We start from the raw sequence: 23,973 nt of genomic DNA on the forward strand, positions 1-23,973 counted from the left end.
CGAAGCGTGATCTGTGTCGGTGTGTGTTGTCGCGTGCGGGTGCGCGTGCGCGCGGGCGGGTGTGCGTGAGTGGGCGGGCGTGCGTGCGTGGGTGGGCGTGCGTGCGTGCGTGGGTGGGTGTGCAGGGGTACGCGCGGGAGTGCGGCGTGTGATGCGTGCGACGTCCGTGGGTTTCCGGTGGTATTTAGGGAGAGTAATGAGTTATGCTAACGAACATGCCTGACCTGTCCCACGGCACCGCCGACGACACCGCGGCCGTGAACGCGCTCCGCTCCTCCGTCATGCGGCTGGGCCGACGCCTCAAGCACCAGCGCGTCGACGAGTCGCTGAGCCCCACCGAGATGTCGGTGCTCGGCACCCTGTCGCTCTGCGGCTCCGCGACCCCCGGCGAGCTGGCCCGCAAGGAGCACGTCCAGCCGCCCTCGATGACCCGCATCGTCGCGCTGCTCGAAGCCAAGGGACTGGTCCGGCTGGAGCCGCACCCCGACGACCGCCGGCAGAAGGTGGTCAGCCAGACCGAGCAGGCCGAGGCCATGCTCGAGGAGTCCCGCCGCAAGCGGAACGCCTGGCTGGCCGCGCTCGCCGAGGGTCTGGACGAGGACGAGTGGGCCAAGCTGCGCGCGGCCGCCCCCGTCCTGGAGAAGCTCGCGCACCTGTAGACCCCGAGCCGAGGAGGCGACGCACTTTGAGTACGGGACCCGGAGCAGACTCCGCACCCGTCCACAAACCCGATACCTACACCCGTCGGGGCGGGGGGACCTTCTCCTCGCTCAGGATCCGGAACTACCGGCTGTTCTTCACCGGAGCGATCGTCTCCAACACCGGTACGTGGATGGCCCGGATCACCCAGGACTGGCTGGTCCTGAGCCTCACCGGCTCGGCCGCCGCCGTCGGCGTCACGACGGCCCTCCAGTTCCTGCCGATGCTGCTCTTCGGCCTGTACGGCGGCGTCGTCGCCGACCGGTACCCGAAGCGGCAGCTCCTTCTCGTCAGCCAGGCGGCCCTCGGGCTGTGCGGGGTCGCGCTCGCTGCGCTCACCCTTTCCGGGCACGTTCAGGTCTGGCACGTGTACCTGATCGCTTTTCTGCTGGGCATGGTCACCGTCGTCGACAATCCGGCGCGGCAGTCCTTCGTGTCCGAGATGGTCGGGCCCGAGCAGCTCCGTAACGCCGTCTCCCTGAACTCCGCCAACTTCCAGTCCGCCCGGCTCGTCGGGCCCGCCGTCGCCGGTGTCCTCATCGCCGGGGTCGGGAGCGGGTGGGCCTTTCTGCTGAACGGTCTTTCCTTCGTCGCGCCGATCGTGAGTCTGTCGCTCATGCGGACCGGTGAGCTCCACAAGGTGGAGCGCGTTCCGCGGGGGAAGGGGCAGCTCCGGGAGGGGCTGCGGTACGTGGCCGGGCGGCCCGATCTGGTGTGGCCCATCGTGCTGGTCGGCTTCATCGGGACGTTCGGGTTCAACTTTCCGATCTGGCTCACCGCCTTTGCCGATGGGGTTTTCCATGTGGGGGCCGGTACGTACGGGTTCCTCAACACCTTGATGGCCGCCGGGTCGCTCGTGGGCGCCCTCGCTGCGGCCCGGCGCGGGTCCACCCGGCTGCGGATGCTCGTGATCGCGGCGGGCGTCTTCGGCGTGCTGGAGGTCGTCGCGGCCCTGTCGCCGGCGTTCTGGCTGTTCGCGCTGCTGCTCGTGCCGATCGGCATGATCGGGCTCACGGTCAACGTCACCGCCAACTCCGCCGTGCAGATGGCCACGGATCCCGCGATGCGGGGGCGGGTGATGAGCCTCTACATGATGGTCTTCGCCGGGGGGACGCCGATCGGTGCTCCGCTGCTCGGGTGGGTCACCGATGTCCATGGCGCTCGGGTCGGGTTCGCCGTGGGTGGGTTGATCTCGCTTGCCGCTGCCGTTGTGGTCGGGCTTGTGCTCGCTCGGGTCGGGGGGCTCAAGGTCGCCGTCGGGTGGCGGCGGGGGCATCCGCAGGTTCGGTTCGTGGCGCGGGAGCGTCTGACCACTGCGGCGTAGTTCTCGTGGGGAGTGCGGGTGACGGGGCCGGGGCCTCGGGCGGGGGGTGTGGGTGACGGGGCCGGGGCCTCCGCGGGGGAGGTGGTGTCCGGGCTGCGTCTCACCACGCTTCGCGGGTTCAAGACGCTTTTACGCCCGGACACCACCTCCCCCGCTCCGGCCCCGGCCCCTCCCGTACGTCGTCGTCAGACCCGCTGCTCCAGGATCTGGCCCTGCCAGTCGCCCACCGCGAAGGTGTCCGTGCGGGTGAAGCCCTGCTTCTCGTAGTACGCGATCAGGCGGCCCTCGCTGCCCGCGAAGCAGTCCACCCGGAGGAGGGGGACGTTCTTGCGGCGGGTTTCTGCCGTGGCGTGGGCGAGGAGGGCCGCTCCTACGTTGTGGTGGTGGAAGCGGGCGTCGGTTGCCAGGAGGCGTACGTAGACCTCCGGTTCGTCTGCCGGGGGTACGTGCTTGCCCGGGTGGGGGGTCAGGGTCATCGTGCCCGCCGGTACGTCGTCGATCTCCGCCATCCAGAGGTCGCCCTCGGCCACCGTCTCTTCGACCTGGCGTACGGCGGCGGGGCGTGTGGTGAAGGGTTCCGTGCCCCACTGGGCGGTGATCCCCTTGGCGTTGAGCCACTCGACGGCGCTGTCCAGGATGGCGAGTGCCGCGGGTATGTCTTCGGGCCCGCCCTTACGGATCTTCATGGGGTTGAGAGTAGTCGTACGGTTTTCGTGGCCTGTCAGACTCTTCTCATGAGGCTCTTCGCCGCCGTTCTGCCGCCCCCGGAGCGGTTGGACGAGCTCGGGCAGGTCGTGGACCGGCTGCACCGGCTCCCGGGGGCCGGCGGGATGCGCTGGACCTCGCGGCCCGGGTGGCACCTCACGCTCGCCTTCATGGGGGAGGTGGAGGAGGCGTTGCTGCCCGAGCTGCGCGTGCGGCTCGAACGGGCCGCGTCCCGTACCTCCCCGTTCCCCCTGCGGCTCCGCGGGGGCGGGCACTTCGGGCGGCGGGCGCTGTGGGCCGGGGTCGCCGGGGACCTGGACGCGCTGCGGCTCCTCGCCGAGCGGTCCGACGCGGCCGCGCGCCGGGCCGGGATCGCGGGGGAGGAACACCGCCGGTACCGGGCCCACCTGACCGTCGGCCGGGGGGACGGGGTGGACGCGGGGCCCTTCCTGGAGGTGCTCGACGGGTTCGAGGGCGGCCGGTGGGAGGTGACCGAGCTGGCGCTCGTGCGGTCGCACCTGCCGATGAGCGGGGTGCGGGGGGAGCGGCCCCGGTACGAGCGGGTCGGGGGGTGGCCCCTGGGCGGGGGCCGGGCGGGTTAACCTCGAAGGGTGGACCCGAAGACTCGTAACCGGATCATGGCCGGTGTGCTCGTACTGATGTTCGCCATTGTCGCGGTGGCGTCGGTGGTCGGTCAGTAGTCCGCAGTCACATGGGGAGTGACAGGGGGCGAGCTCGTCCTGAAGGTCATTGCGCCTCTGCGGCCGGCCCGCAGGTCTTCTCCAGGAGGGTGAACGACTTGGGTGGGCCGCCCGGCTGCGGTTTGCCCGTCTTGTGGCCGACGGGCCGGTAACCGGCGTCCAGGCGTGTGTTGCCAGCCGGGCAGTCCAGGCGTACGAGCGTCCGTCCCGTCGTGGTCGTGCGGCGCTCAGCAGGAGCCGTCCCGTCCCCGGCCGGGCGTGGGTGCGGTCCACCATCAGGCGGTGGACGTAGCCGGCCATCACAGTTCCCACGCCCCGACCGCGCGGCCGCCGGCCTCGGCGGGGCGGAAGCGCAGGTCGTTCACGGTGCGGTCCTCGCACGGGCACTCGATCCGGATCCGCTCGTGCGGGCCGCTCTTGCTTCGAGCGCACTCGAAGCAGTTGGCTGGTGACCCATGGAGTACACGCAGCTCGGACGCACCGGACTCAAGGTCAGCCGACTCGTCCTCGGCACGATGAACTTCGGACCTCAGACCGACGAAGCCACCAGTCACACGATCATGGACGCGGCGCTGGACGCGGGGCTCAATTTCTTCGACACCGCGAATGTGTACGGGTGGGGTGAGAACAAGGGGCGGACGGAGGAGATCGTCGGCTCCTGGTTCGCCAAGGGCGGCGGTCGCCGTGACCGCACCGTCCTCGCCACCAAGGTGTACGGGAACATGGGCGCCGACGGCGAGGCGTGGCCCAACCACGACAAGCTGTCCGCCCTCAACATCCGGCGGGCGGTCGAGGGCAGCCTCAAGCGGCTCGGGACCGACTACATCGATCTCTACCAGTTCCACCACGTCGACCGCGCCACTCCCTTCGAGGAGATCTGGCAGGCCGTCGACGTGCTCATCCAGCAGGGGAAGATCCTGTACGCGGGGTCCTCCAACTTCCCCGGCTACAAGATCGCCCAGGCCAATGAGATCGCCGCCCGGCGGGGAGCGGTCGGGCTGGTCAGTGAGCAGTGCCTCTACAACCTCTTCGAGCGGCGTGCCGAGATGGAGGTGATCCCGGCCGCGCAGGAGTACGGACTCGGGGTCATCCCCTGGTCGCCGCTGCACGGCGGTCTGCTCGGCGGGGTCCTGAAGAAGGAGGCCGAGGGCAAGCGGCGTACGGAGGGACGCGCGGCGGCCACGCTCGCCGACCCCGCCTCCCGGGCGCAGCTCCAGGCCTACGAGGACCTGCTCGACAAGCACGGTCTGGAGCCGGGCGAGGTGGGTCTGGCCTGGCTGCTCACCCGCCCGGGCGTGACCGGCCCGATTGTCGGCCCGCGCACGCCCGAGCAGCTCGCGGGCGCCCTGCGCGCCCTGGAGGTCGAGCTGGGCGAGGAGCTCCTGTCCGCGCTCGACGAGATCTTCCCCGGCCCCGGGCCCTCCCCGGAGGCCTTCGCCTGGTGATCCCGTAGGGGACCGGGCTCACTCCCACCGCGCGGTCCCGGGGTCGACGCCCCGGGGCCGCGCGGTGGCGGTGATCGTGCCGGTCACCTCGTGCGGGCGGGCGTCAGGGGCCCGGCGTGTACGGGCCGCCCAGGGTCCACGCCTGGTGCATCGCGTCCGCGAAGGCCGCCGCCAGCTTGTGTTCGCCGGTGGGGCCCGGGTGGGTGCCGTCGTAGGTGTCGGCGGGGAGGGCGTACGACTCCGGGACCGTCCCCAGGAGCAGCGGGGAGGCGGGGGTGTCCAGGTCGGCCACGGCCTTCGCGAGGAGGTCGTTGAAGCGGGCGCACTCGGCGGCGAAGGGGGCGTCGTACGTGGCCCGGACGTTCGGGATGACCGGGAGGAGGACCGCCCGGACGCGCGGGTTCGCCGCGCGGGCGGCCCCGACGAAGGCCCGGACGTTCTCGTCCGTCTGGTCGCTGTTCGTGTAGAAGCCCAGGTCGATCAGGCCGAGGGAGACGAGGAGCACGTCCGCTCCGGTCGCCGCGACCGCCTCCCCGATCACCGGCGCCATGTGCAGCCAGCCCTCGCCCCAGCCGGCCAGGTGACGGCGGGCGGGCGCGGGGAAGTCCGGCGCCGCGTACGCCTCGCCGTCGTGGGGGCCGTCCGGGGCCTCCGGGTCGTACAGGCCCGTGCGGGGGCCGACGATCTCGTACCCGCCCGGAAGCGTGGCCTCCAGGTGCTGCCACATCCGGTAGCGCCAGGTCCAGTCGCCGGCGCGTCCGATGGTCATGCTGTCGCCGACGAACAGAAAACGCATGGTCACATCATCGCGGATCGGGTGGCGGAGCCCGTTGTGATCCGGGGCACCCCCTGGGGGGTGCCCCTGTGTCAGCGCAGGCGGCGGGCCCGCAGGACCACGTCGTCGGTGTGGTGGGCGCCCGCGCCGCCCTCGGGCACCACGCGGGGTCGCTCCTCGTCCACCTCGATCCGCCAGTCGTCGCCGAGGAGCGCGGCGACCATCGAGGGCCAGACGTAGGCGGCGGGGTCGAAGGCGTTGTCCTGCGGCTCGGTGTGGTGGTCGGGGTGGTGCTCTTCCATGCCCGCGTGGTGGACGAGCAGGAGGACGCCGCCGGGCGCGACGGCGGCGAGCAGGGCGTGCTCGGCCGCCGCGTCCGGCGTGCGGAGCAGCGCCGGGTACTGCGCGGAGACCAGGTCGAAGGAGGCGGGCGGGAGCGCCGCCTCGGCCAGCCCGGCGTGCACCCAGCGGACGTCGGCGCCGGCGTCCCGCGCGTGGGCGGCGGCCCGGGCGAGGGCCACCCCCGAGACCTCCAGGGCGGTGACGTCCCAGCCGGCGCGGGCGAGCCAGATGGCGTCCGCGCCCTCGCCGCAGCCGACGTCGAGCGCGCGCCCGGGGGCGAGGTCGGCGACCTCGGCGACGAGCGCGCCGTTGGGCTGCCCGCTCCAGAGCCGGTGGCGCTCGGAGTAGCGGTTGTCCCACTCGTCGCGCACGGCGGGGTCGCCGACGTAGCCGTCGGTGAAGGGCTCGGCGGAGGAGCCGGTGAGGGAGGGGAGGGCTTCTGCTGCGGTGTCGTCTGCCATGGCCCCACCGTCGCGCAGCGCCCGCGCGTCGGGCCAGTCCTGTTGCGGAAACGGCAAAGGAGGGGGCACGCGCACGCGGAGACGGCAAAGGAGGGGGCACGCACGCGGAGACGGGGCCCGCGAGAGCCTCAGGAGACCAGGAAGCCGTTCACCGTTTCCGTGAAGCCCTCCGCGTCGTCGTGCCACGGGAAGTGGCCCGCCCCGGGCAGTACGGTCAGCTCCGCCTTCGGGAACAGGGCCGCGTACGCGGCGGCCGTCGGTGGCGGGGTGTTCACGTCGCCCTCGCCCGCCACCACCAGGACCGGGCGGTCGAACTCCGCGAGCACCGCGCGCGTGGCGGGCGGGTCGAAGGCGCCCTCGCCCCCGTAGGCCGCAGCGGCCCCGCCGTTGCGCTGCCGGGCGCTCTCGGTGTGCCGTTCCCGCGCGGCCCCGTCCCAGGTGCCGTGGAGGAACGGCGCGACCGCCCCGAACGCCCCCGCCGTGCCCCGCCCCGCCGTGACCTCCTCCAGGGCCGCGTACGCCGGGCCGAACCACGGCTCCCCACTCCGCAGCCGTGCCGTCGCGAGCCGCTCCTCCGGGGGCGTGTCCAGCGCCACCGCCGCCGTGCCGGGCGTGACGAGCACCAGGCGGGCCACGCGCGCGGGGTGCCGGGTCACGTACAGCGCCGCCAGGTTCGCGCCCGCCGAGTGTCCGAGCACGTCGACGGCGTCGAGGCCGAGGTGCGCCCGCAGCGCCTCCACGTCCTCCACCTGCCGGTCGCAGCGGTACGAGGCCGGGTCGTCCGGCACCGCCGACGCCCCCGTGCCCCGCAGGTCGAGCCGGATCAGGCGGCGATGGGTCGTGAGGCCGCCGAGGTCGCCCAGATAGGCGGAGTCCTGCATGGGGCCGCCGGGGAGGCAGAGGAGCGGGGCCCCGGAGCCGGAGCCGGAGCCGGAGTCGTGGTAGGTGAGTTCCGTGCCGTCGGGCGCGAGGAAAGTAGGCATGGGCGCGACCATGACAGTGAAACCGATCATGGTCAACGGGTCGCCGCCGCTCCGTGGCAGGCTTGGACGCATGCGATCTGCTCTGTGCGCCCTCGGCGCGGCGGCGGCCCTGGTGCTGCTCCCGGCCGCTCACGCCCGTGCCGAAGGGCCGGAGCCCGACCGGGACTTCACGATCCGGGACACCCGGATCACCGAGTCCAGCGGCCTCGCCGCGAGCCGCGCCCACCCCGGGATCTACTGGACGCACAACGACCAGGACGCGCCCCTGATCTACGGCGTCGACTCCCGTACGGGAGAGACCGTCGCGACCCTGACCATGGAGGGGATCGGCACCCCCCGCGACATGGAGGCGATCTCCGTCGGCCCCGACGGGGACGTCTACGTCGGGGACGTCGGCGACAACCTCGACGGCTCCTGGGACCACGTCTGGATCTACCGCTTCCCCGAGCCGAAGGTCCTGAAGGACCAGAAGGTGGCGGCGGAGCAGTACGTCGTGAAGTACGCCGACGGGCCGCGCAACGCCGAGGCCCTGATGGTCCACCCGAAGACCGGCCGGGTGTACATCGCGAGCAAGAACGAGGACGGCGGCGGTCTGTACGCGGGGCCCGAGCGGCTCTCCGCGTCCGGGACGAACGTCTTCCGGCGCGTGGACGAGGTGCCCTGGGTGACCGACGGCGCCTTCTCGCCGGACGGCGGCCGGCTCGTCCTGCGCGGTTACTTCGCCGCCCAGGAGTACGCCTGGAAGGACGGGCGCCTCGGCGACGAGGGGACGTCCGTGGGGGTGCCCTTCCAGGGGCAGGCGGAGTCGGTGACGTACACGGCCGACGGCTCGGCCCTCATGTTCGGCTCGGAGGGGAAGAACAGCCGCGTCCTGCGCGTGGACCCGCCGTCGGGCGGCGCCGGCCGGGACACGAAGCCCCCGGCCGGCGGCACGGCCACCCCCGGCGCCCCGGCCTCCCCGTCCGCCGCCCCGGGCGGCGGCGAGCGGGGCAGCGTCACCGTCGGCTTCCTCGTCCTCGCGGGCGCCACGCTCCTGGTGGTGGCGGGGAAGCGGCTCGTGCGCCGCAAGTGACGTCCGTGCGCGGCGTACGCACGCAGGAGGGCCCGGCACCGCGAGCGCGGCGACGGGCCCTCCGTACGGAAAGGGGGAGTTACAGCTTCTCGATCACGTAGTCCACGCAGGCCGTCAGGGCCCGCACGTCCGCCGGGTCGATCGCCGGGAACATCGCGATCCGCAGCTGGTTGCGGCCCAGCTTGCGGTACGGCTCGGTGTCCACGATGCCGTTGGCGCGCAGGACCTTCGCGACCGCCGCCGCGTCGATCTCGTCCGCGAAGTCGATCGTGCCGATGACCTGCGAGCGCTTCGCCGCGTCCGTCACGAACGGCGAGGCGTACTTGGACTCCTCGGCCCACGTGTACAGCGCGTCCGACGACTCCTTCGTGCGCGCCACGGCCCAGTCCAGACCGCCCTGGCCGTTGATCCACTTGAGCTGCTCGTTGAGCAGGAAGAGGGTCGAGAGCGCCGGGGTGTTGTACGTCTGGTTCTTCAGCGAGTTGTCGATCGCCGTCGGCAGCGAGAAGAACTCCGGGACGTGCCGGCCGGAGTCGTGGATCCTCTGCGCGCGCTCCAGGGCGGCGGGCGAGAACGCCGCCAGCCACAGGCCGCCGTCGGCCGCGAAGGACTTCTGCGGGGCGAAGTAGTAGACGTCCGACTCGGTGATGTCGACGGGCAGGCCGCCCGCGCCGGAGGTCGCGTCCACCAGGACGAGCGCGCCCTCGTCGGCGCCCGCGACCCGCTTGATCGGGGCGGCGACACCGGTGGAGGTCTCGTTGTGGGTGTACGCGTAGACGTCGACGCCCGCCTCGGCCACCGGCTCCGGGTGGGTGCCCGGGTCGGAGGAGATCACGCTCGGGTCGGCCAGCCAGGGAGCCAGCTTGGCGGCCTTCGCGAACTTGGAGGAGAACTCGCCGAAGGTGAGGTGCTGGGACCTGTTCTCGATCAGTCCGTGGGTCGCGACGTCCCAGAAGGCGGTGGAGCCGCCGTTGCCCAGGATCACCTCGTAGCCCTCGGGCAGCGAGAAGAGGTCACGGATGCCGGTACGCACCTCGCCGACCAGGTTCTTGACCGGAGCCTGGCGGTGGGACGTGCCGAGGAGGGAGGTGCCGGTGGCGGCCAGGGCGTCCAGCGCCTCCGTACGCACCTTGGAGGGGCCCGCGCCGAAACGGCCGTCGGCGGGCTTGATGTCAGCGGGAATCTGGATATCAGCCACGAGGCGGAGGGTATCGGGTCGCGGAGGGGCCGGTCGCCGGATGTCCGCCCGATGAGACGGGGGACGGGACATCCTGGGGTTGTGGGAACACACCAGGAACACGCGTTTGAGCTCGCCGCCGCCCTGCGTTCGGCCGTCGCCGGAGAGGTCGACTTCTCCGCCGCGGCCAGGGCCCTGACCACCATGGACGCCTCCAACTACCGCCGCGTTCCGGTCGGTACGGTCGCCCCGCGCGACGCCGCCGACGTCGCGGCGGCCCTGGAGGTGTGCCGGGCGCACGGCGCGCCCGTGGTCGCCCGGGGCGGCGGGACGTCCATCGGCGGGCAGGCCACGGGCACGGGCGTCGTGCTCGACCTCACACGGCACATGGGCGGGATCGTCTCCCTGGACCCGGAGGGGCGGACGGCGGTCGTCGGACCGGGACTCGTCCTCGACCGGCTGCGGGCGGCGGCCCGCCCGTACGGGCTGACCTTCGGCCCCGATCCGTCCACGCACGGCCGCTGCACGCTCGGCGGGATGATCGGCAACAACGCGTGCGGGGCGCACTCGGTCGCGTGGGGCACCACGGCGGACAACGTGCGCTCGCTGGAAGTGGTGACCTACCGGGGCGCGGAGTTGACGCTCGGGCGGGAGGGGCGGGGCGCGCCGCCCGGACTGCGGGAGCTGGTGGACGGGAACCTCGCCCTGCTGCGGACCGGTTACCCGCAGGGGCTCCCGCGCCGGATCTCCGGGTACGCCCTCGACGCGCTGCTCCCGGAGCGGGGGAGGGACGTGGTCCGCTCCTTCTGCGGCAGCGAGGGCACGCTCGGGGTGATCACGGAGGCGACCGTGCGGCTCGTGCCGCTGCCCGCCGAACCCGTACTGGTGGTGCTCGGGTACGCGGACGAGGGTGCGGCGGCGGACGCGGCGCCGGGGCTCCTGGAGTGGGGGCCGCTGACGGTGGAGGGGATGGCCCTCGACCTCGTACCGGACGCCGTCGGGCTGCCCCGGGGCGGGGCGTGGCTGTTCGTGGAGGTGGACGGGCCGGACGCGGCACGGCGGCTGGTCCGGGCGGCGGACGCGCTGGACTCCGCCGTCGTACGGGACCCGGCCGGGCAGCGGGCGCTGTGGCGGATCCGGGAGGACGCGGCGGGGACGGCGACCCGGGCGCTCGACGGGGGTGAGGCGTGGCCGGGCTGGGAGGACTGCGCGGTGCCGCCGGCGCGGCTCGGCGCGTACCTGCGCGAGTTCCGCGCCCTCCTGGCCGACTTCGGCCTCCGGGGGATCCCGTACGGGCACTTCGGGGACGGCTGCGTCCACGTCCGGATCGACTTCGACCTGTGGACGGAGGAGGGGGTACGGCACTTCCGCCGCTTCTCGGAGGCGGTGGCCGACCTGGTGGTCGCCCACGGCGGCTCGCTCTCCGGCGAACACGGCGACGGACGGGCGCGGGCCGAACTGCTCCCGAGGATGTACGGGGAGGAGTTGGTCGGGCTCTTCGGCGCGGTCAAGGACGTGTGGGACCCGGACGGGGGCCTGAACCCGGGGATGCTGGTCCGGCCGGGGCGGCTGGACGAGGGGCTGCGGTTCGGGGGGCTTTCGGGGACGGGGCTTTCGGGGGCGGAACTTCCGCTCGCGGAGGTGGGGCGGGCGGCGGCCCGGTGCGTCGGGGTCGCCAAGTGCCGGGTGGAGGGCCCGAGTCCGGGCCCCGGCGTGATGTGCCCCTCCTACCGGGCGACGGGGGAGGAGCGGCACTCGACCCGGGGGCGGGCGCGGCTGCTGCACGAGATGGCGATCGGGGAGGTGATCACCGACGGCTGGCGCTCGGAGGAGGTCCGCGAGGCGCTCGACCTGTGCCTGTCCTGCAAGGGCTGCCGCAGCGACTGCCCGGTGGGCGTCGACATGGCCGCGTACAAGGCGGAGTTCCTGGACCGGCATTACGCGGGCCTGCGCGGCCTGCTCCGCCGGCCGCGCTCGCACTGGACGATGGGGCGGCTCCCGCACTGGCTGGACCTGTTCGGGCGGGGCCTGAACGCGGGGCTGCGGCTGCCGTTCGCGGCGCGGCTCGCGGGGGTGACGCCGGAGCGGACGATGCCGAGGGTGGCGGAGGCGTCGTTCACGTCCTGGTTCGCCGAACGCGCCTCGGGCCGCCCGCCGGCCCTGACCCTCTGGCCCGACACCTTCACCGACCACCTGTCCCCGGAGGTCGGCCGGGCGGCGGTCCGGGTCCTGGAGGACGCGGGCCTGGGGGTGGCGCTGCCGGAGGGGCGGGTGTGCTGCGGGCTCACGTACGTGTCGACGGGGCAGTTGGGGGCGGCGAGGAGGGTGATGCGGAGGACGCTGGACGTGATGGTTCCGTCCGGGGACGGCCCCCCTGTGGTGGTCCTCGAACCCTCCTGCGCGGCGACCCTCCGCACCGACCTGCCCGAGCTGCTGCCGGACGACCCCCGGGCCGCGCGTCTCGCCGCCTCCGTCCGCACCTTCGCCGAGGCCCTGGAGGAGCTGGCCCCCGACTGGACGCCGCCCCGTCTCGACCGTCCGGTCACCGGCCAGACCCACTGCCACCAGCACGCCGTCCTGGGCGACGCCGCCGACCGGCGGCTGCGCGCCCGCGCGGGCCTCACCGGCGACCTGGCGGGCGGCTGCTGCGGCCTGGCGGGCAACTTCGGCTTCGAACCGGGCCACTACGAGGTCTCGGTGGCCTGCGCCGAGGACCAGCTCCTGCCGTCCCTGCGGGACGCGCCCCCGGAGGCCGAGGTCCTGGCGGACGGCTTCTCCTGCCGTACCCAGATCGCCGACCTGACGGGCGGGCGGGGACGGCACCTGGCGGAGCTGCTCGCGGAGGGGGTGGAGGAGGCGGCGCGGTGAGCGGGTGGGCGGGCGGTCCCGTAAGGCAGGGCCCGTAAGGCAGGGCCCGTAAGGCAGGGCCCGTAAGGCAGGACCCGTAAGGCAGGACCCGTACCGGAGGTTCAGGAACTCGTACGGTTCTCCGTGACGATCTCGCGGGCCAGCGCCGCCAGCGCCTCCGTCGCCGGGTGCGGGAAGGCGTCCCGCCAGGCCAGGACGACCGGGAGCGGGGGCGCGTCCGGCAGGGGGCGGTAGACGACGCCGGGGTACGGGTGGAGGGCGGCCGTGGAGGCGGAGGAGACGCCGACGCCCCGGCCGGCGGCGATGGCGGTGAGCCAGTCGTCGGTGTTGGCGACGGTCAGCGTGGCCGCCGGGCGGCCGGCGGCGGGCCACAGGGTGAGGGTGGTCGTGCCGGAGACGGTGTTGAGGACGACCGTCTCGCCCGCCAGGTCGCCGAGCGCGAGCCGCGACCGGCCGGCGAGTGGGTGGTCGGCGGGCAGCGCGGCCACCCGGGGCTCCGTGGCGAGCTCCTCGGTGACCAGGCCGGGCGCGTCCACCGCGCCCCGGAGCAGGGCGGCGTCGACCTCGCCGCGGGCGAGCCCGGCGGTGCGGTCGTCGACGCGGAGGAGTTCGAGCGGGGTGTCGGGGTGCTCCCGCTGCCAGCGCCGGAGCAGGGGAGTGGTGTACGGGCCGAACGCCGACCAGGCGTGCCCGAGGCGCAGGGGGCGGCGGCGCAGCCCGGCCGGGTCGACGGCCGCGTCGAAGGCGGCGAGGGCGGCGGCGGCCCGGTCCCGGAAGGCGAGGCCCTCGGCGGTGAGGGCGAGGTGGTGGGTGGAGCGGTCGACGAGCCGGATGCCGAGGTGCCGTTCCAGGGCGGCGAGCGTGCGGGAGACGGCGGGCTGGGTGAGGTGGAGCCGGGCGGCCGCCCTGGTCAGGCCGGACTCCTCGGCGATGGCGAGGAAGCAGCGGAGGTGGCGCAGCTCGATGCTCATGCGTCGGGAGCATAAACGCAGCGCAATCGGCATTTCCGCTGCCGCGCGGGGGCCCGTACGGTGAGGTGGTGCCGCGCCGGGTCCCGGTGCGGCGGACCTTCGTACGTATCGCGTGTGGTGTTGAGGAGCAGCCGGTGGACAGTCCGGTCAAGGACGTGACCCCGGTCGCGACGGCGGCCGCGGGGCCCCGGGGAGTCCCCGTGCGGGACGGGGGGCCGGGCGGTCGGCTCGGGCCGGTCGCCCTGGTCGTCACGAGCGGGCTCTCCGTGCAGTTCGGGGCCGCCGTCGCCGTCCTCCTCATGCCGCGCGCCGGCGCCCTCGGCGTCGTCACGCTGCGGCTCGTGCTGGCCGCGCTCGTGCTGCTCGCCGTCTGCCGGCCCCGGGTCCGCGGCTACGGCCGCGCGGACTGGGGGACGATCGTCGCCTTCGGCACCGCCATGGCGGGGATGAACGTCCTCATCTACCAGTCGTCGAGCCGGATCCCGCTGGGCGCCGCCGTGACCCTGGAGGTCCTCGGCCCGCTGATCCTCTCCGTCGTCGCCTCGCGCCGCCGGGCGAACCTGCTGTGGGCCGGGCTCGCCCTGGCCGGCGTCGTCCTGCTCGGCGGGGGCGGCTTCGACCGCCTGGACCCGCTGGGGGCGGCCTTCGCGCTCGGGGCGGGCGGGATGTGGGCCGCGTACATCGTCTTCGGCGCCCGCACCGGCCGCCGCTTCCCGCAGGCCGACGGGCTCGCGCTCGCCATGGCCTTCGGGGCCGTCCTCACCCTGCCGCTCGGCATCGCGGAGGCGGGCGGGCGGCTCCTCGTGCCGTCGACGATCGGCCTGGGCCTCGCGGTCGCGCTGATGTCGTCGGTCCTGCCGTACACCCTCGAACTGCTCGCCCTGCGCCGCATGCCCGCGCCCACCTTCGCGATCCTGATGAGCCTGGAACCGGCCGTCGCGGCCCTGGCCGGCTTCCTCGTCCTCAGCCAGGCCCTGTCCGCCGCCGACGCCCTCGCCATCGCCCTCGTCATCGCGGCGAGCATCGGCGCGGTCCGCACCCGGCCGAAGGGATAGGGTCCCGGCAAGGGGGGGAACAAACGTGCGCGGTGACGGTGAAGGCGTGTGGGACGACGACGAGGGCCGAGAGGTCCTCCGCCGCGCCGAGCGGGCCACCCGCTGGGGCTGGACGGCGATCGCGGGCGTGACGGGCCTGCTCGGCTGCGCCCTGGTGACCTTCCTGGTGGTCGGCCTGCTCGCGGTGGTCGGGGGCGTGTACGTCGTGATGACGGGAAACCGCTAGCGCGTGCGCCGGCTCCGTTGAGTAGGGACGCGGCGCCCGCCTGAGTACCGGTACTCACGCTCCGGCGATCTCCGGGAACGAGAGTGGGGACAGTCCTCACGACCGACAGGAGACGCCCGTGACCACCCCCGCTCCGACCGGCGACACACCTTCCCCCCGCCGCCGGATCCGCACCTCCGCGGCCGCCGCGCTCACGGGAGCGGCCGCGGTCCTGGCCCTGGCCGGCTGCTCCGGCCTCTCCTTCCGGGACGACATCTGCGGCGGGGGCGAGTACCCCGTCATGACCGTCGGCGCGACCGGCTCCGCCTGCGTCAAGGACGGCGAGGAGGTCCCGGAGGGCTACACGCGCTACCCCGAGGGCAAGGTGCCGCAGAAGGTCGACGACGAGTGGGACGTGTACTGGCGCACCCACACCGTCGACAAGGAGGGAAACGTCATCGACGCCCCCGAGGCGGGCTGACGGGGCCGGGGCCGGTCCGGGCCTCGCCCCTTGTCCACCGGGTGGCCTCTAGACTCCCCGCGTGATCGCCGACTTCCAGTGCCTCGTCCTCGACTGTCCCGCACCCCGCGCGCTCGCGGAGTTCTACCGGGCCGTGCTCGGCGGGGAGGTCGACCGGCCGGACCGGCGCTGGTCCCTCGGCGAGGACTGGTCCACCCTGCACACCCCCGGCGGGCCCGTCCTCTGCTTCCAGGGCGTCCCCGACCACCGCCCGCCGACGTGGCCGGCCCCCGACAACCCCCAGCAGTCCCACCTCGACTTCGGCGTCCCCGACCTCGACACCGCCCACGCCCAGGTCCTGACCCACGGCGCGACCCTCCTGGACGCGGGGGAGGGCGGCCGGAGCTGGCGGGTGTACGCGGACCCGGCCGGACACCCGTTCTGCCTGGTCCGGCACTGAGCGCGGCGTCCGACGGCTCCGGAGAGCGGAATACGGGTGCGGGGCGCGGCGGAACGGTCGTGGGCTTCGCCCTCCACGGCCGGCGCCCGTCCCACTTCGCCCACCTGACCTCGTACGAGGAGTTCCTGGCCGCGTTCGGTACGCCCGACCGGGTGCACGAGGACGAGCGGATCGACCGAGCAATAGCCCATGGATGTGGATCGGTTTGACTCCTGGTGATGGCGACGAGATCGCGTTCTGTCCGCCGGCGCCCTCGGACTACCGCAGTATCGACCGCTCGGTGGGTGCCAGCCGTAGCCGTTGCGGGGCCCTGGCCCACCGTTCCGAAAGGGTCGGCAGCACCTCCTCCCGCCAGCGTTCTGAATGCCGCAAGCGATTCAGGTGATCGTCGATGTGGCCTTCGTCGGTGAAACGTGCGAACCATACGAAGACCTCCTCGTTCATCCGCACCGGCAGCGCCGGGAAGGTGTTCGGGGCGTGTTCGGACCGCAGGTACGCCAGTGGCTCGCCGCCGGTCTCGGCCAGTACGGGGCGCACGCGCCGCTCGAAGAACTCGACGAACGCGGTGTCGAACGGGCCGTGGCCGTACCAGATCGTGGCGAGGAGGAGCGACGGCGGCAGTGCCGCCGGCTCGCCGGAGGCCGGCCGGGCGCCCGTCGGCACCGGGAACCCGCCCCGTGCCGAGGCCGGCCGCAGCATCAGTACGTCATCGGAGTCGACCATCGTCGCGTTCGCCTCGTCGCGGTGCGCCTGCCAGACCGGACCGCCGTAGAAGCTCTCCAGTGCCTCGGCGCGGCGTGGCATGTCCTCGAAGCCGCGGAGCCAGACGAACCGGTCGGGGTCGTCCAGGTCGCGGAACTGCCCCAGGACGGTCATGCCCACCTCCTCCTGGGGCTCGACGAACTCCCGGTCGAACAGATCGATCAGTACGTCCCGCCGTCCGGGGTGCAGCGTGTACTGCCGCAATTCGACGACTGGACACCGCGGGGCTTTCACCGGCCTTGCTCCTCGTTCGGTTGCTGGAACGATCCTCGTTACGACAAGCGGCGTGACGGCTGTCCGGCCCCCGGATCCATCGGCTGGTTCACCAGCGTCTCGCGAAGTACATCGGCGATCGACGTGTTCGCCAGCTCCCGTCGCATGGCCTGCTCGGCCCGACCGTAGATTTCGCTCAGGGCGGGCCGGATGCCTCGGCCGACCGGGCACTCCAGGTTGGGCTCGGTGTGGTGCAGGCCGAACGGTGGCTCCGCACGGACGGCTTCGTGCACGTCGAGCAGGGTGATCTCCTCCGGCTCGCGGGCGAGGCTCCAGCCCGCACCGGCACCGTGGCGCACCTCCACCAGGCCGGCCCGCCGCAGATCACCGAGGCTGCGCCGGATGATCACGGGATGGGTGTTGACGCTGGCCGCGACCTGGTCCGAAGTGAGAACCTCCCGGCCACGGCGCCGCGCCAACGCCAACCATGCCAGCGCATGCGTCGCGATGGTCAATCGACTGTTCGCCGCCATTGCTTCCTCCTTGCTGCAACAGCTTCTGTTACAGCCATGCTCGTGGTCAAGCACTCCGGACGATCGATGCGACGCGGTACGACCCGCCCGGGTCGGCCGGCTCATGCCGAAGCCTTCGCGTCGGCGAGCTCGACGCGGTGACCGCTCTCGAAGCGGACGCCGTTTGAAGGCGCAGGCGCACCCAGTGCTCGGCGGGGGAGTCGCAGAACGCCAGGAACTCGTCGGCTTCGTCGGTGACCGCCACGGGGAGACTCCGTGGCTGGACGACCCCGGACAGCCGGTTTCCGGGAGTGGCTGACCGGGGCACGTTCCGTGACTCGGCCCCCGTGCCCCTGTGCCCCCGGCGCTCGGTCGAACAGGTCCAGGAGGTCCGCCCAGGAGCCGCCGTCGGCCGAGCGGGACCGCATCGGGCGGGGGTCCGGGCACGTGGCGGTCGCGGTCCTCGCGCGGACGGTTTCCGGGCCGCCGCACGCCGTGACCGCGAAGTCGCCGTGCGGCAGGTGCAGGGCCCCGAAGACTACGCGGTGCTCAGTGGCCGCGCGGGGCGTACATGATCACGGCCATCCCCGCCAGGCAGACCAGCGCGCCGACGACGTCGAAGCGGTCCGGGCGGTAGCCGTCGGCGGCCATGCCCCAGGCGATCGATCCGGCGACGAAGATCCCGCCGTACGCGGCCAGGACGCGGCCGAAGTTCTCGTCGTTCTGGAGGGTGGCCACCACGCCGTACACGCCGAGCGCGACGACGCCGGCGCCGATCCAGATCCAGCCCTTGTGCTCGCGGACGCCCTGCCAGACCAGCCAGGCGCCTCCGATCTCGAACAGGGCGGCGACGGCGAACAGGGCGAGGGAGCGGGCGACGAGCACGGTGGGGGCTTTCCGGTGGGGGAGTGCGGTGGTCAGGGGGTGGGGGCGAAGAGGTCGGTCAGCAGCGTCCGGCCCTCCGCGGGGGCCCGGACCTCCAGGTGGAGGACCGGGCCGTCGAGGTGGAGGCGGAAGTCGAAGAACGGGCAGCAGCGCTGTTCCGCGGCGGCCAGCTCGGCGACGCGTACGGCCCGGTCGGCGGGCAGGGTCAGCCGCAGGCCCTCGGGCACCTCGGCCCGGGTGGCGCCGTCGACCGCCTCGCGCCACCGGGCGGCGCGCTCGTGCACGTCCTCGCCCGTGAGTGAGCAGGCCACCGGTGCCGTACGCCACCGCTCGGCCTCCTGGCGGCCGGGGGCTCCGTCTTCCGGGGGCGGGGCGAGGAAGTCGCATTCCGGGTCGCACCGGCCCGCGCGGTCGGGCAGCGCGTCCAGGTGCGCGAGGGCCCCGTGGAGGGAGGCGGTGAACGCGGCCAGTTCGGCGGTACGGGCCTCGGCCTCGGCGAGCCGGGCGGCGATCCGCGGCCGCAGGTCCGCCTTCACGTCCCGGCAGGCGCCGGCCTCCCGCACCCGCAGCAGTTCGCCGATCTCCTCCAGCGGCAGCCCCAGGTGTTTGGCCGCGTCGATGAAGGACAGACGGGCGAGGGCGTCCTCGCCGTACACCCGGTACCCGGCGGGCGTCCGGTCGGCCGGCAGCAGCCCCTTGTCCTCGTAGAAGCGCAGGGTCGTGGCCGGCACCCCGCTCCGCTCGGCCAGTCGGGAGATCCGCATGGAGGTCATGCCGTCGACCGTAAACCTTCCACCCGGCTCGAAGGTCAAGGGGACGGGGGCGGCGTACGGGTGGGCGATGGCTCGATTCCGTCGCTCTTCGGCCGCCGGACTGTTTCCGGGGGCCGGGTGCGGCTTCGAGGATGGTGACGTGTCCGGCTGTACGAGAGAGGGAGGCCGCCGTGGCCCTGGAGATGCGTGACCGGTGCGAGCGGTGTCGGGTGGCGGTCCTGCCCCTGGACGGGCTCGCGCGGATCTGTTCGTACGAGTGCAGCTTCTGCGTGCCGTGCGCCGACGCCCTGGGGAGCATCTGCCCCAACTGCGGGGGCGAGCTCGTCCCGCGACCGCGCCGCTTCGCCACGGGGTAGGGGCGGCCGGGGGAGGGGTAGGCGGGCCGGTGGAAAAACTTCGCGGCGCGGCGCGCATGCCCTCCGCCTTCCCGGGCACACGGAGGGGGAGCGCGTGGGACCGCTCCAGAACGCCGGGCCTGTGGTTTCCCCCCCGTACCACGGGCCCGGTGAAGCAGGGCGAGCGGCTCGCACACCTGGCGGAGGTGCGGGCCGCTCGTCGCTCGTCGTACGGATCCCGGTCGCACAGATCCCGGTCGTATGAATCCCAACCGGAGAGATCCCAGCTGGAGGGATTCCTGACGTAGGGATTCCTGAGGTAGGGATTCCTGACGTACGGGCTCCTGACGTACGGACTCCGTGAGAGGTGATTTCCTTGCGGTTCTCGCCCAGTGGCGCGCGCGGCGCCCTCCCCCCGGGCCCCGCCGCACCATGATGGCGCCCATGAACGCCCGCAACGCCGCCGACGAAGCCGTCATCCGTGTCGTGGGAGCGGCCGCCAACAACCTCAGGAACGTCACCGTCGACCTGCCGAAGAAGGCCCTGACGGTCGTCACCGGCGTCTCCGGGTCCGGCAAGTCGTCGCTCGTGCTCGACACCGTCGCCGCCGAGGCGCAGCGCCTCGTGAACGACTCGTACCCCTCCTTCGTACGGAACCGGCTCCCGCACATGCCGGCGCCGGAGGTGCAGTCGATGAGCGGGCTCACCTTCACCGCCATCATCGACCAGCGCCGCTTCACCGGGAACGCCCGGTCCACCGTCGCCACGGCCTCCGACATCGCCCCGCTGCTCCGGCTCGTGTTCTCCCGGATCGGCGAGCCCTCCGCCGGGTACTCGCCCGCGTACTCCTTCAACGACCCGACGGGCATGTGCCCCGCCTGCGAGGGGCTCGGCAGCGTCGTCGACATCGACGTCGACGAGCTGATCGACCCCGAGAAGAACATCGACGAAGGCCCCGTGCGGTTCAGCCAGTTCCGGCCCGGCGTCTACCGCTGGAAGCGCTTCGCCTACTGCGGCCTCTTCGACCGGAAGAAGCCGCTGAAGGACTACACGGAGGAGGAGAGGGACCTCTTCCTGTACGCCGACCAGATGAAGCTGCCGGATCCGGACCCGCGCTTCCCCAAGACCGCGCGCTTCGACGGCGTCGTCACCCGGATGCGCGACGTGTACGTGAAGAACCGTCCGGCCAAGATCTCCCCGCAGGTCCACGCGGAGCTGGAGCGCCTCACCACGCACCGCGTCTGTCCCGCCTGCGGCGGCGCCCGCCTCAACGAAGCCGCCCGTGCCAGCCTCGTCGACGGGCGGTCGATCGTAGACTGGTCGGCGATGTCCGTGGCCGAACTCCGCCGCGTACTGGAGGACTTCGGCGACCCGCGCGTGGCGCCCGCGCTCGCCGGGATCCGCCGGACCCTCGACGCGCTGCTCTCGGTCGGGCTCGGCTACCTCTCGCTCGACCGCGAGTCGTCGACGCTCTCGGGCGGCGAGGCGCAGCGCGTGAAGATCGTCCGGCACCTCGGCAGCGCCCTCACCGACATCACGTACGTCTTCGACGAGCCCTCCTCCGGACTTCACCCCGCCGACGTGCAGCGCCTCAACCAGCTGCTGCTGAAGCTGCGCGACGCGGGCAACACCGTCCTCGTCGTCGAGCACCACCCCCAGGTGATCCGCGTCGCCGACCACGTCGTCGACATGGGGCCGGGTGCGGGCGCGGACGGCGGGCTCGTACGGTTCGAGGGGACGCCGGAGGAGCTGCGGGGGAGCGACACGGTCACGGGGCGGCTGCTCTCGACGCCGCTGGAGCCGCGGCGCGCGGTCCGGAAGCCGCGCGACCGGGTCCGGGTCGCGGGCGCCTCGGCGCACAACCTCACCGGCTTCGACGTCGACGTCCCGATCGGTGTCCTCACCGCCGTCACGGGCGTCGCCGGCTCCGGCAAGAGCTCCTTCGCCGTCGACGAACTCCCGCGTCAGCACCGTGAGTTCACGGTGGTCGGACAGGATCCCCTGCGGGGCGGCGTCCGGTCGATGTCGCTGAGCGTCCTCGGTGTCGCCGACGGCGTCCGCGAGGCGTTCGCCGCCGCGTCCGGGCTCGAACCGGCCTGGTTCAGCTTCAACTCCAAGGGGGCCTGCCCCGCCTGCCGGGGCAAGGGCCACATCACCACCGAACTCGCCTTCCTGGACGACGTCGCCACCCCTTGCGACGCCTGCGGGGGCGAACGCTTCAACCCCACGGCCCTGAAGGCGGAGCTGGACGGCCACACGATCGCCGACGTCCTGCGGATGGCGGCGGGGCCCGTGGCCGAACTCTTCGCCGACCGCCCCGGCATCGCGGAACCGCTGAGGTGGCTGGAGCGCGTCGGGCTCGGCTACACCGCCGTCGGACAGTCGCTCGACACCCTCTCCGGCGGCGAGAAGCAGCGCCTGCTGCTCGCCCGGCACCTCAGCGCCGCCTCCGCCTCCGCCGGCTTCGCGGAGGAGCGGATCGTCCTCGACGAACCGACGACCGGCCTGCACCCCAGCGACGTGGAACGCCTCGACGTGCTCTTCGCCGACCTCGTGGACGCGGGCGCGACCCTCGTCGTGGTCGAGCACAACCTCCGCGTCGTCGCCCAGGCCGACCACGTCATCGACATCGGCCCGGGCGCCGGCACGGACGGCGGCCGCCTGCTCTTCACCGGGCCACCGGCCGAACTGGCTGAGCGGGAGGACTCGTTGACGGGACGGGCGCTGGCGGCGGCTGCGAAGGGGTGAGGACGTACGACGCGGTGACCGCCGGAAGGGGCCGGTGCGGTGGCGGGTGGCGCATGCCCCGGACACCGCGTCCACGACGGCTTCAAGAGGGCGCTGCGGGAAGCCTGCCGCACGTGTCCGCCCCGCTCGCTCCCCGTCCTCCCCGCCCATCGCCGCCCCGACCGGTCCACGCCTGGTCCACTGGAACGACTCAGTCGCCGGAGAAACCCCAGAAGTAGATCTCCTGCGGCTCCCCCCGGTCGTCGTGGAGCACGGCACACCGCCCGTACCAACGCCAGTGGTCGAACTCCTCGAACCTCGGCACGTGTGCCCGGGTGGGCTTCCGCGTGCCCAGGACACGCAGCGCCTCCTCTTCGGTCACCTGCTTCATCGTGGAGTAATCCGGCTTCTCGTCCGGTCCGATGATCCGGAAGATGTCGAGAATCGAGTGAGTCCCGTCGTGCTGCACGAGCTCGTGCTCCCACAGCTCCTCCTCGGTCTCGGGCCACGGCAGCCGCTCTTCCTCCGACCGCCAGTCACCTCCCGGACCCCAGTAGTACTCCCGCTCCTCGAAGACCTTCCGCCGCAGCGCGTCGAACGCCCCGACGAGATCCTCCTGATACGGCACCGAGTAGTCCCACCCCGACGCGCCCATGAGGCGGCCCCTCCCTCCGCAGCTCTTCCAGAACGGCTGGACGCTAACAGCGGCCACTGACAGAACCCGGGCCAAGAGGCAGGAGTGCCGAGGAGGCGGAGGCGTCAGTATTCGTCACCCTGACGCAAAATCTAGCCGAACCTAGCGGAATCCAGAGGTGGTTCTGCGATCCTGGAGACCGATCGAGAGGGGCCGCGGCGATGCAGTGGAAGATCCACGGGGAACGTCCGATCTACGAGAACGCCTGGGTGAACGTATGGCTCACCGACATCGAGACCCCGGACGGGAACCGCTGGGAGCACCACGTCGTCAAGCTCCGGCACCTGGCCGTGGCCGCCGTGGTCAACGAGCGGCGTGAGGTTCTGATGATGTGGCGGCACCGCTTCATCACGGACGCCTGGGCGTGGGAGCTGCCGATGGGCCTGGTCGAGGTGGGCGAGACCCCTGCCGAGGCGGCCGCGCGTGAGGTGCTGGAGGAGACCGGGTGGCGGCCCGGTCCGATCAAGCCGCTGATCTACGCCGAGCCGGCGAACGGCATCACCGACTCCCAGCACCACGTCTTCCGGGCCGACGGGGCGACGTACGAAGGGCCGCCGACCGAGAAGAACGAGTCGGATCGGGTCGAGTGGATTCCGCTGGCCGACGTGCGGGGCATGATCGACCGTCGCGAGATCGTCAGCAGCGGCTCCCTCGTCGGGCTGCTCTACGTGCTCATGGACGAGGCGATCCGCTGACCTGGCGGGGCAGCGTTTCCCGGAGCCGGGTTTCGAGCGCCACCGCTGTCACCGTCGTCGCCGCCCAGGGCGTACGGACGTGTCCTCCGCGCAGACCGCGACCAGCATTCGGGCGTCTATGCACTCGGTGTATACGCTGCGCGTATAGTCGAGTGTCATGGCATCACCCACCCCCACCCTCCCCCGCCTCCTCAAAGCGCTCATCGTCTCGTCGGTCGGCGTCGCCGCCTCCCATCTGGTCCTGTCCGACACCCTCTATCTGTCCTTCACCGCCCAGGCCTCCACCGCCCTCGGGGTCGGGGGCGGTTACTCCTCCGACCAGGCGTTCACCTCGGCGCTCCTCAACACCTTCCTGCTCATGCCGCTGATCCTGTGGATCGGCATGCGGATCACCGGCGAGCGGAGGGTCGGTCCGATGGTGGCGGTCGGGACCGCCGGGTGGGTCGCCGCCGTCGGTCACGGCGTCGACGTGCTCGACAGCGGGCCCGGCGCGGTCCTCCCCCTGGGCTCCCTCGCCCTCGTCGTCGGCGCCGCCGCCCTCGCCTCGCTGATGCGGCGGTCCCGGATGTAGAGCAGCCGGTCGGTTCAAGCTCTTTCCAAAACTAAAGCAAGCACGCTTGATTGTTTCCGGTGCCGCTGCCATGCTCCTCCGCGAAGGCCCGTGACCGGGACCG

The 23,973-nt window shown here is 72.9% G+C and carries 27 protein-coding genes and 1 pseudogene; 15 read left to right on the forward strand and 13 right to left on the reverse strand.

Features of this window, described 5'->3' with window-relative positions; translation table 11 throughout:
* Window positions 1–215: 215 nt before the first annotated feature.
* Together ACIP5O_RS15465 and ACIP5O_RS15470 are read left to right on the forward strand one after the other, a co-directional pair.
* A complete protein-coding gene (locus ACIP5O_RS15465; RefSeq protein ID WP_356543218.1) occupies window positions 216–659 on the forward strand; it encodes a MarR family transcriptional regulator in 444 nt (147 codons plus the stop codon).
* Between the two features lie 26 nt (window positions 660–685).
* The gene (locus tag ACIP5O_RS15470) at window positions 686–2,023 is read left to right on the forward strand and encodes an MFS transporter (RefSeq protein WP_401293211.1); all 1,338 of its coding nucleotides are present in this window, start codon (window positions 686–688) and stop codon (window positions 2,021–2,023) included.
* A gap of 185 nt (window positions 2,024–2,208) precedes the next feature.
* On the opposite strand, the gene ACIP5O_RS15475 is transcribed toward ACIP5O_RS15470, so the two are convergent.
* Window positions 2,209–2,709 (reverse strand): GNAT family N-acetyltransferase, encoded by a 501-nt coding sequence (locus ACIP5O_RS15475; RefSeq protein WP_401293213.1) that lies wholly within the window; start codon window positions 2,707–2,709, stop codon window positions 2,209–2,211.
* Between the two features lie 48 nt (window positions 2,710–2,757).
* Here ACIP5O_RS15475 and thpR point away from each other — a divergent pair, with 48 nt between their 5' ends.
* Complete coding sequence (gene thpR, locus ACIP5O_RS15480; protein WP_401293217.1) at window positions 2,758–3,330, forward strand: RNA 2',3'-cyclic phosphodiesterase; 573 nt, start codon at window positions 2,758–2,760, stop codon at window positions 3,328–3,330.
* Between the two features lie 145 nt (window positions 3,331–3,475).
* On the opposite strand, the pseudogene ACIP5O_RS15485 reads toward thpR, so the two are convergent.
* A pseudogene (locus tag ACIP5O_RS15485) lies at window positions 3,476–3,770 on the reverse strand (N-acetyltransferase); the annotation flags it as partial.
* A gap of 114 nt (window positions 3,771–3,884) precedes the next feature.
* Between ACIP5O_RS15485 and ACIP5O_RS15490 the strand changes: the two are divergent.
* Window positions 3,885–4,874, forward strand: coding sequence for an aldo/keto reductase (locus tag ACIP5O_RS15490; protein WP_401293220.1), 990 nt, complete (start codon window positions 3,885–3,887; stop codon window positions 4,872–4,874).
* A gap of 103 nt (window positions 4,875–4,977) precedes the next feature.
* Here the strand turns inward: ACIP5O_RS15490 and ACIP5O_RS15495 are convergent, their stop codons facing one another.
* The 3 genes from ACIP5O_RS15495 to ACIP5O_RS15505 form a co-directional block, all read right to left on the reverse strand.
* Window positions 4,978–5,670, reverse strand: a complete 693-nt coding sequence (locus ACIP5O_RS15495) for a GDSL-type esterase/lipase family protein (RefSeq protein WP_401293222.1) — start codon at window positions 5,668–5,670, stop codon at window positions 4,978–4,980.
* Window positions 5,671–5,741: 71 nt separating this feature from the next.
* A complete protein-coding gene (locus tag ACIP5O_RS15500; RefSeq protein WP_401293225.1) occupies window positions 5,742–6,452 on the reverse strand; it encodes a class I SAM-dependent methyltransferase in 711 nt (236 codons plus the stop codon).
* A gap of 128 nt (window positions 6,453–6,580) precedes the next feature.
* Window positions 6,581–7,435, reverse strand: a complete 855-nt coding sequence (locus tag ACIP5O_RS15505; RefSeq protein WP_401293227.1) for an alpha/beta fold hydrolase — start codon at window positions 7,433–7,435, stop codon at window positions 6,581–6,583.
* A gap of 70 nt (window positions 7,436–7,505) precedes the next feature.
* On the opposite strand from ACIP5O_RS15505, the gene ACIP5O_RS15510 reads away from it, so the two are divergent.
* Window positions 7,506–8,507, forward strand: a complete 1,002-nt coding sequence (locus ACIP5O_RS15510) for a WD40 repeat domain-containing protein (protein WP_401293230.1) — start codon at window positions 7,506–7,508, stop codon at window positions 8,505–8,507.
* A 79-nt stretch (window positions 8,508–8,586) separates the two neighbouring features.
* Here the strand turns inward: ACIP5O_RS15510 and serC are convergent, their stop codons facing one another.
* Entirely contained in the window at window positions 8,587–9,705 is a 1,119-nt protein-coding gene (gene serC, locus ACIP5O_RS15515; RefSeq protein ID WP_401293232.1) for a phosphoserine transaminase, read from the reverse strand.
* Between the two features lie 51 nt (window positions 9,706–9,756).
* Between serC and ACIP5O_RS15520 the strand changes: the two genes are divergently transcribed.
* Complete coding sequence (locus ACIP5O_RS15520; RefSeq protein ID WP_401293234.1) at window positions 9,757–12,552, forward strand: FAD-binding and (Fe-S)-binding domain-containing protein; 2,796 nt, start codon at window positions 9,757–9,759, stop codon at window positions 12,550–12,552.
* Window positions 12,553–12,653: 101 nt separating this feature from the next.
* Here ACIP5O_RS15520 and ACIP5O_RS15525 read toward each other — a convergent pair whose 3' ends face one another.
* The gene (locus ACIP5O_RS15525) at window positions 12,654–13,523 is read right to left on the reverse strand and encodes a LysR family transcriptional regulator (RefSeq protein WP_401293237.1); all 870 of its coding nucleotides are present in this window, start codon (window positions 13,521–13,523) and stop codon (window positions 12,654–12,656) included.
* 155 nt (window positions 13,524–13,678) lie between these two features.
* Between ACIP5O_RS15525 and ACIP5O_RS15530 the strand changes: the two genes are divergently transcribed.
* The 5 genes from ACIP5O_RS15530 (at window position 13,679) to ACIP5O_RS15550 (ending at window position 15,912) form a co-directional block, all read left to right on the forward strand.
* A complete protein-coding gene (locus tag ACIP5O_RS15530) occupies window positions 13,679–14,578 on the forward strand; it encodes an EamA family transporter (RefSeq protein WP_401293523.1) in 900 nt (299 codons plus the stop codon).
* Between the two features lie 25 nt (window positions 14,579–14,603).
* Window positions 14,604–14,804, forward strand: coding sequence for a hypothetical protein (locus ACIP5O_RS15535; RefSeq protein WP_356543245.1), 201 nt, complete (start codon window positions 14,604–14,606; stop codon window positions 14,802–14,804).
* A 118-nt stretch (window positions 14,805–14,922) separates the two neighbouring features.
* A complete protein-coding gene (locus tag ACIP5O_RS15540) occupies window positions 14,923–15,264 on the forward strand; it encodes an SCO0607 family lipoprotein (protein WP_401293241.1) in 342 nt (113 codons plus the stop codon).
* Window positions 15,265–15,325: 61 nt separating this feature from the next.
* Entirely contained in the window at window positions 15,326–15,703 is a 378-nt protein-coding gene (locus ACIP5O_RS15545) for a VOC family protein (RefSeq protein WP_401293244.1), read from the forward strand.
* A gap of 59 nt (window positions 15,704–15,762) precedes the next feature.
* Window positions 15,763–15,912 (forward strand): hypothetical protein, encoded by a 150-nt coding sequence (locus ACIP5O_RS15550; RefSeq protein ID WP_401293247.1) that lies wholly within the window; start codon window positions 15,763–15,765, stop codon window positions 15,910–15,912.
* 49 nt (window positions 15,913–15,961) lie between these two features.
* On the opposite strand, the gene ACIP5O_RS15555 is transcribed toward ACIP5O_RS15550, so the two are convergent.
* The 5 genes from ACIP5O_RS15555 to ACIP5O_RS15575 form a co-directional block, all read right to left on the reverse strand.
* Complete coding sequence (locus ACIP5O_RS15555) at window positions 15,962–16,669, reverse strand: NIPSNAP family protein (RefSeq protein WP_401293249.1); 708 nt, start codon at window positions 16,667–16,669, stop codon at window positions 15,962–15,964.
* Between the two features lie 68 nt (window positions 16,670–16,737).
* Window positions 16,738–17,211 carry an Rrf2 family transcriptional regulator gene (locus ACIP5O_RS15560; RefSeq protein WP_401293252.1) on the reverse strand — a complete coding sequence of 158 codons (474 nt, stop codon included), beginning with the start codon at window positions 17,209–17,211 and terminating at the stop codon, window positions 16,738–16,740.
* Window positions 17,212–17,257: 46 nt separating this feature from the next.
* The gene (locus tag ACIP5O_RS15565; protein ID WP_401293255.1) at window positions 17,258–17,455 is read right to left on the reverse strand and encodes a hypothetical protein; all 198 of its coding nucleotides are present in this window, start codon (window positions 17,453–17,455) and stop codon (window positions 17,258–17,260) included.
* A gap of 284 nt (window positions 17,456–17,739) precedes the next feature.
* Window positions 17,740–18,075 (reverse strand): YnfA family protein, encoded by a 336-nt coding sequence (locus tag ACIP5O_RS15570; protein WP_401293256.1) that lies wholly within the window; start codon window positions 18,073–18,075, stop codon window positions 17,740–17,742.
* Window positions 18,076–18,107: 32 nt separating this feature from the next.
* Window positions 18,108–18,848, reverse strand: coding sequence for a MerR family transcriptional regulator (locus ACIP5O_RS15575; protein ID WP_401293259.1), 741 nt, complete (start codon window positions 18,846–18,848; stop codon window positions 18,108–18,110).
* A gap of 170 nt (window positions 18,849–19,018) precedes the next feature.
* Between ACIP5O_RS15575 and ACIP5O_RS15580 the strand changes: the two genes are divergently transcribed.
* The gene (locus ACIP5O_RS15580) at window positions 19,019–19,204 is read left to right on the forward strand and encodes a DUF1272 domain-containing protein (RefSeq protein ID WP_401293262.1); all 186 of its coding nucleotides are present in this window, start codon (window positions 19,019–19,021) and stop codon (window positions 19,202–19,204) included.
* A gap of 423 nt (window positions 19,205–19,627) precedes the next feature.
* Window positions 19,628–21,931 (forward strand): excinuclease ABC subunit UvrA, encoded by a 2,304-nt coding sequence (locus tag ACIP5O_RS15585; protein ID WP_401293265.1) that lies wholly within the window; start codon window positions 19,628–19,630, stop codon window positions 21,929–21,931.
* Window positions 21,932–22,121: 190 nt separating this feature from the next.
* Here the strand turns inward: ACIP5O_RS15585 and ACIP5O_RS15590 are convergent, their stop codons facing one another.
* Window positions 22,122–22,565 (reverse strand): hypothetical protein, encoded by a 444-nt coding sequence (locus ACIP5O_RS15590; RefSeq protein WP_401293268.1) that lies wholly within the window; start codon window positions 22,563–22,565, stop codon window positions 22,122–22,124.
* 200 nt (window positions 22,566–22,765) lie between these two features.
* Here ACIP5O_RS15590 and ACIP5O_RS15595 point away from each other — a divergent pair, with 200 nt between their 5' ends.
* Complete coding sequence (locus tag ACIP5O_RS15595) at window positions 22,766–23,299, forward strand: NUDIX hydrolase (RefSeq protein WP_125667724.1); 534 nt, start codon at window positions 22,766–22,768, stop codon at window positions 23,297–23,299.
* 157 nt (window positions 23,300–23,456) lie between these two features.
* Complete coding sequence (locus ACIP5O_RS15600; RefSeq protein WP_401293272.1) at window positions 23,457–23,870, forward strand: hypothetical protein; 414 nt, start codon at window positions 23,457–23,459, stop codon at window positions 23,868–23,870.
* Window positions 23,871–23,973 lie beyond the last annotated feature (103 nt).

Source organism: Streptomyces sp. NPDC088915, assembly GCF_044749825.1.
Classification (GTDB): domain Bacteria; phylum Actinomycetota; class Actinomycetes; order Streptomycetales; family Streptomycetaceae; genus Streptomyces.

Bases quoted from the DNA above. Each gene is read 5' to 3' on its own strand.
- ACIP5O_RS15465 (WP_356543218.1), top strand. From the start codon at position 216: ATGCCTGACCTGTCCCACGGCACCGCCGACGACACCGCGGCCGTGAAC.
- ACIP5O_RS15475 (WP_401293213.1), bottom strand. From the start codon at position 2,709: ATGAAGATCCGTAAGGGCGGGCCCGAAGACATACCCGCGGCACTCGCC.
- thpR (WP_401293217.1), top strand. From the start codon at position 2,758: ATGAGGCTCTTCGCCGCCGTTCTGCCGCCCCCGGAGCGGTTGGACGAG.
- ACIP5O_RS15490 (WP_401293220.1), top strand. From the start codon at position 3,885: ATGGAGTACACGCAGCTCGGACGCACCGGACTCAAGGTCAGCCGACTC.
- ACIP5O_RS15495 (WP_401293222.1), bottom strand. From the start codon at position 5,670: ATGCGTTTTCTGTTCGTCGGCGACAGCATGACCATCGGACGCGCCGGC.
- ACIP5O_RS15500 (WP_401293225.1), bottom strand. From the start codon at position 6,452: ATGGCAGACGACACCGCAGCAGAAGCCCTCCCCTCCCTCACCGGCTCC.
- ACIP5O_RS15505 (WP_401293227.1), bottom strand. From the start codon at position 7,435: ATGCCTACTTTCCTCGCGCCCGACGGCACGGAACTCACCTACCACGAC.
- ACIP5O_RS15510 (WP_401293230.1), top strand. From the start codon at position 7,506: ATGCGATCTGCTCTGTGCGCCCTCGGCGCGGCGGCGGCCCTGGTGCTG.
- ACIP5O_RS15520 (WP_401293234.1), top strand. From the start codon at position 9,757: ATGAGACGGGGGACGGGACATCCTGGGGTTGTGGGAACACACCAGGAA.
- ACIP5O_RS15525 (WP_401293237.1), bottom strand. From the start codon at position 13,523: ATGAGCATCGAGCTGCGCCACCTCCGCTGCTTCCTCGCCATCGCCGAG.
- ACIP5O_RS15560 (WP_401293252.1), bottom strand. From the start codon at position 17,211: ATGGCGGCGAACAGTCGATTGACCATCGCGACGCATGCGCTGGCATGG.
- ACIP5O_RS15575 (WP_401293259.1), bottom strand. From the start codon at position 18,848: ATGACCTCCATGCGGATCTCCCGACTGGCCGAGCGGAGCGGGGTGCCG.
- ACIP5O_RS15585 (WP_401293265.1), top strand. From the start codon at position 19,628: ATGAACGCCCGCAACGCCGCCGACGAAGCCGTCATCCGTGTCGTGGGA.
- ACIP5O_RS15590 (WP_401293268.1), bottom strand. From the start codon at position 22,565: ATGGGCGCGTCGGGGTGGGACTACTCGGTGCCGTATCAGGAGGATCTC.
- ACIP5O_RS15595 (WP_125667724.1), top strand. From the start codon at position 22,766: ATGCAGTGGAAGATCCACGGGGAACGTCCGATCTACGAGAACGCCTGG.
- ACIP5O_RS15600 (WP_401293272.1), top strand. From the start codon at position 23,457: ATGGCATCACCCACCCCCACCCTCCCCCGCCTCCTCAAAGCGCTCATC.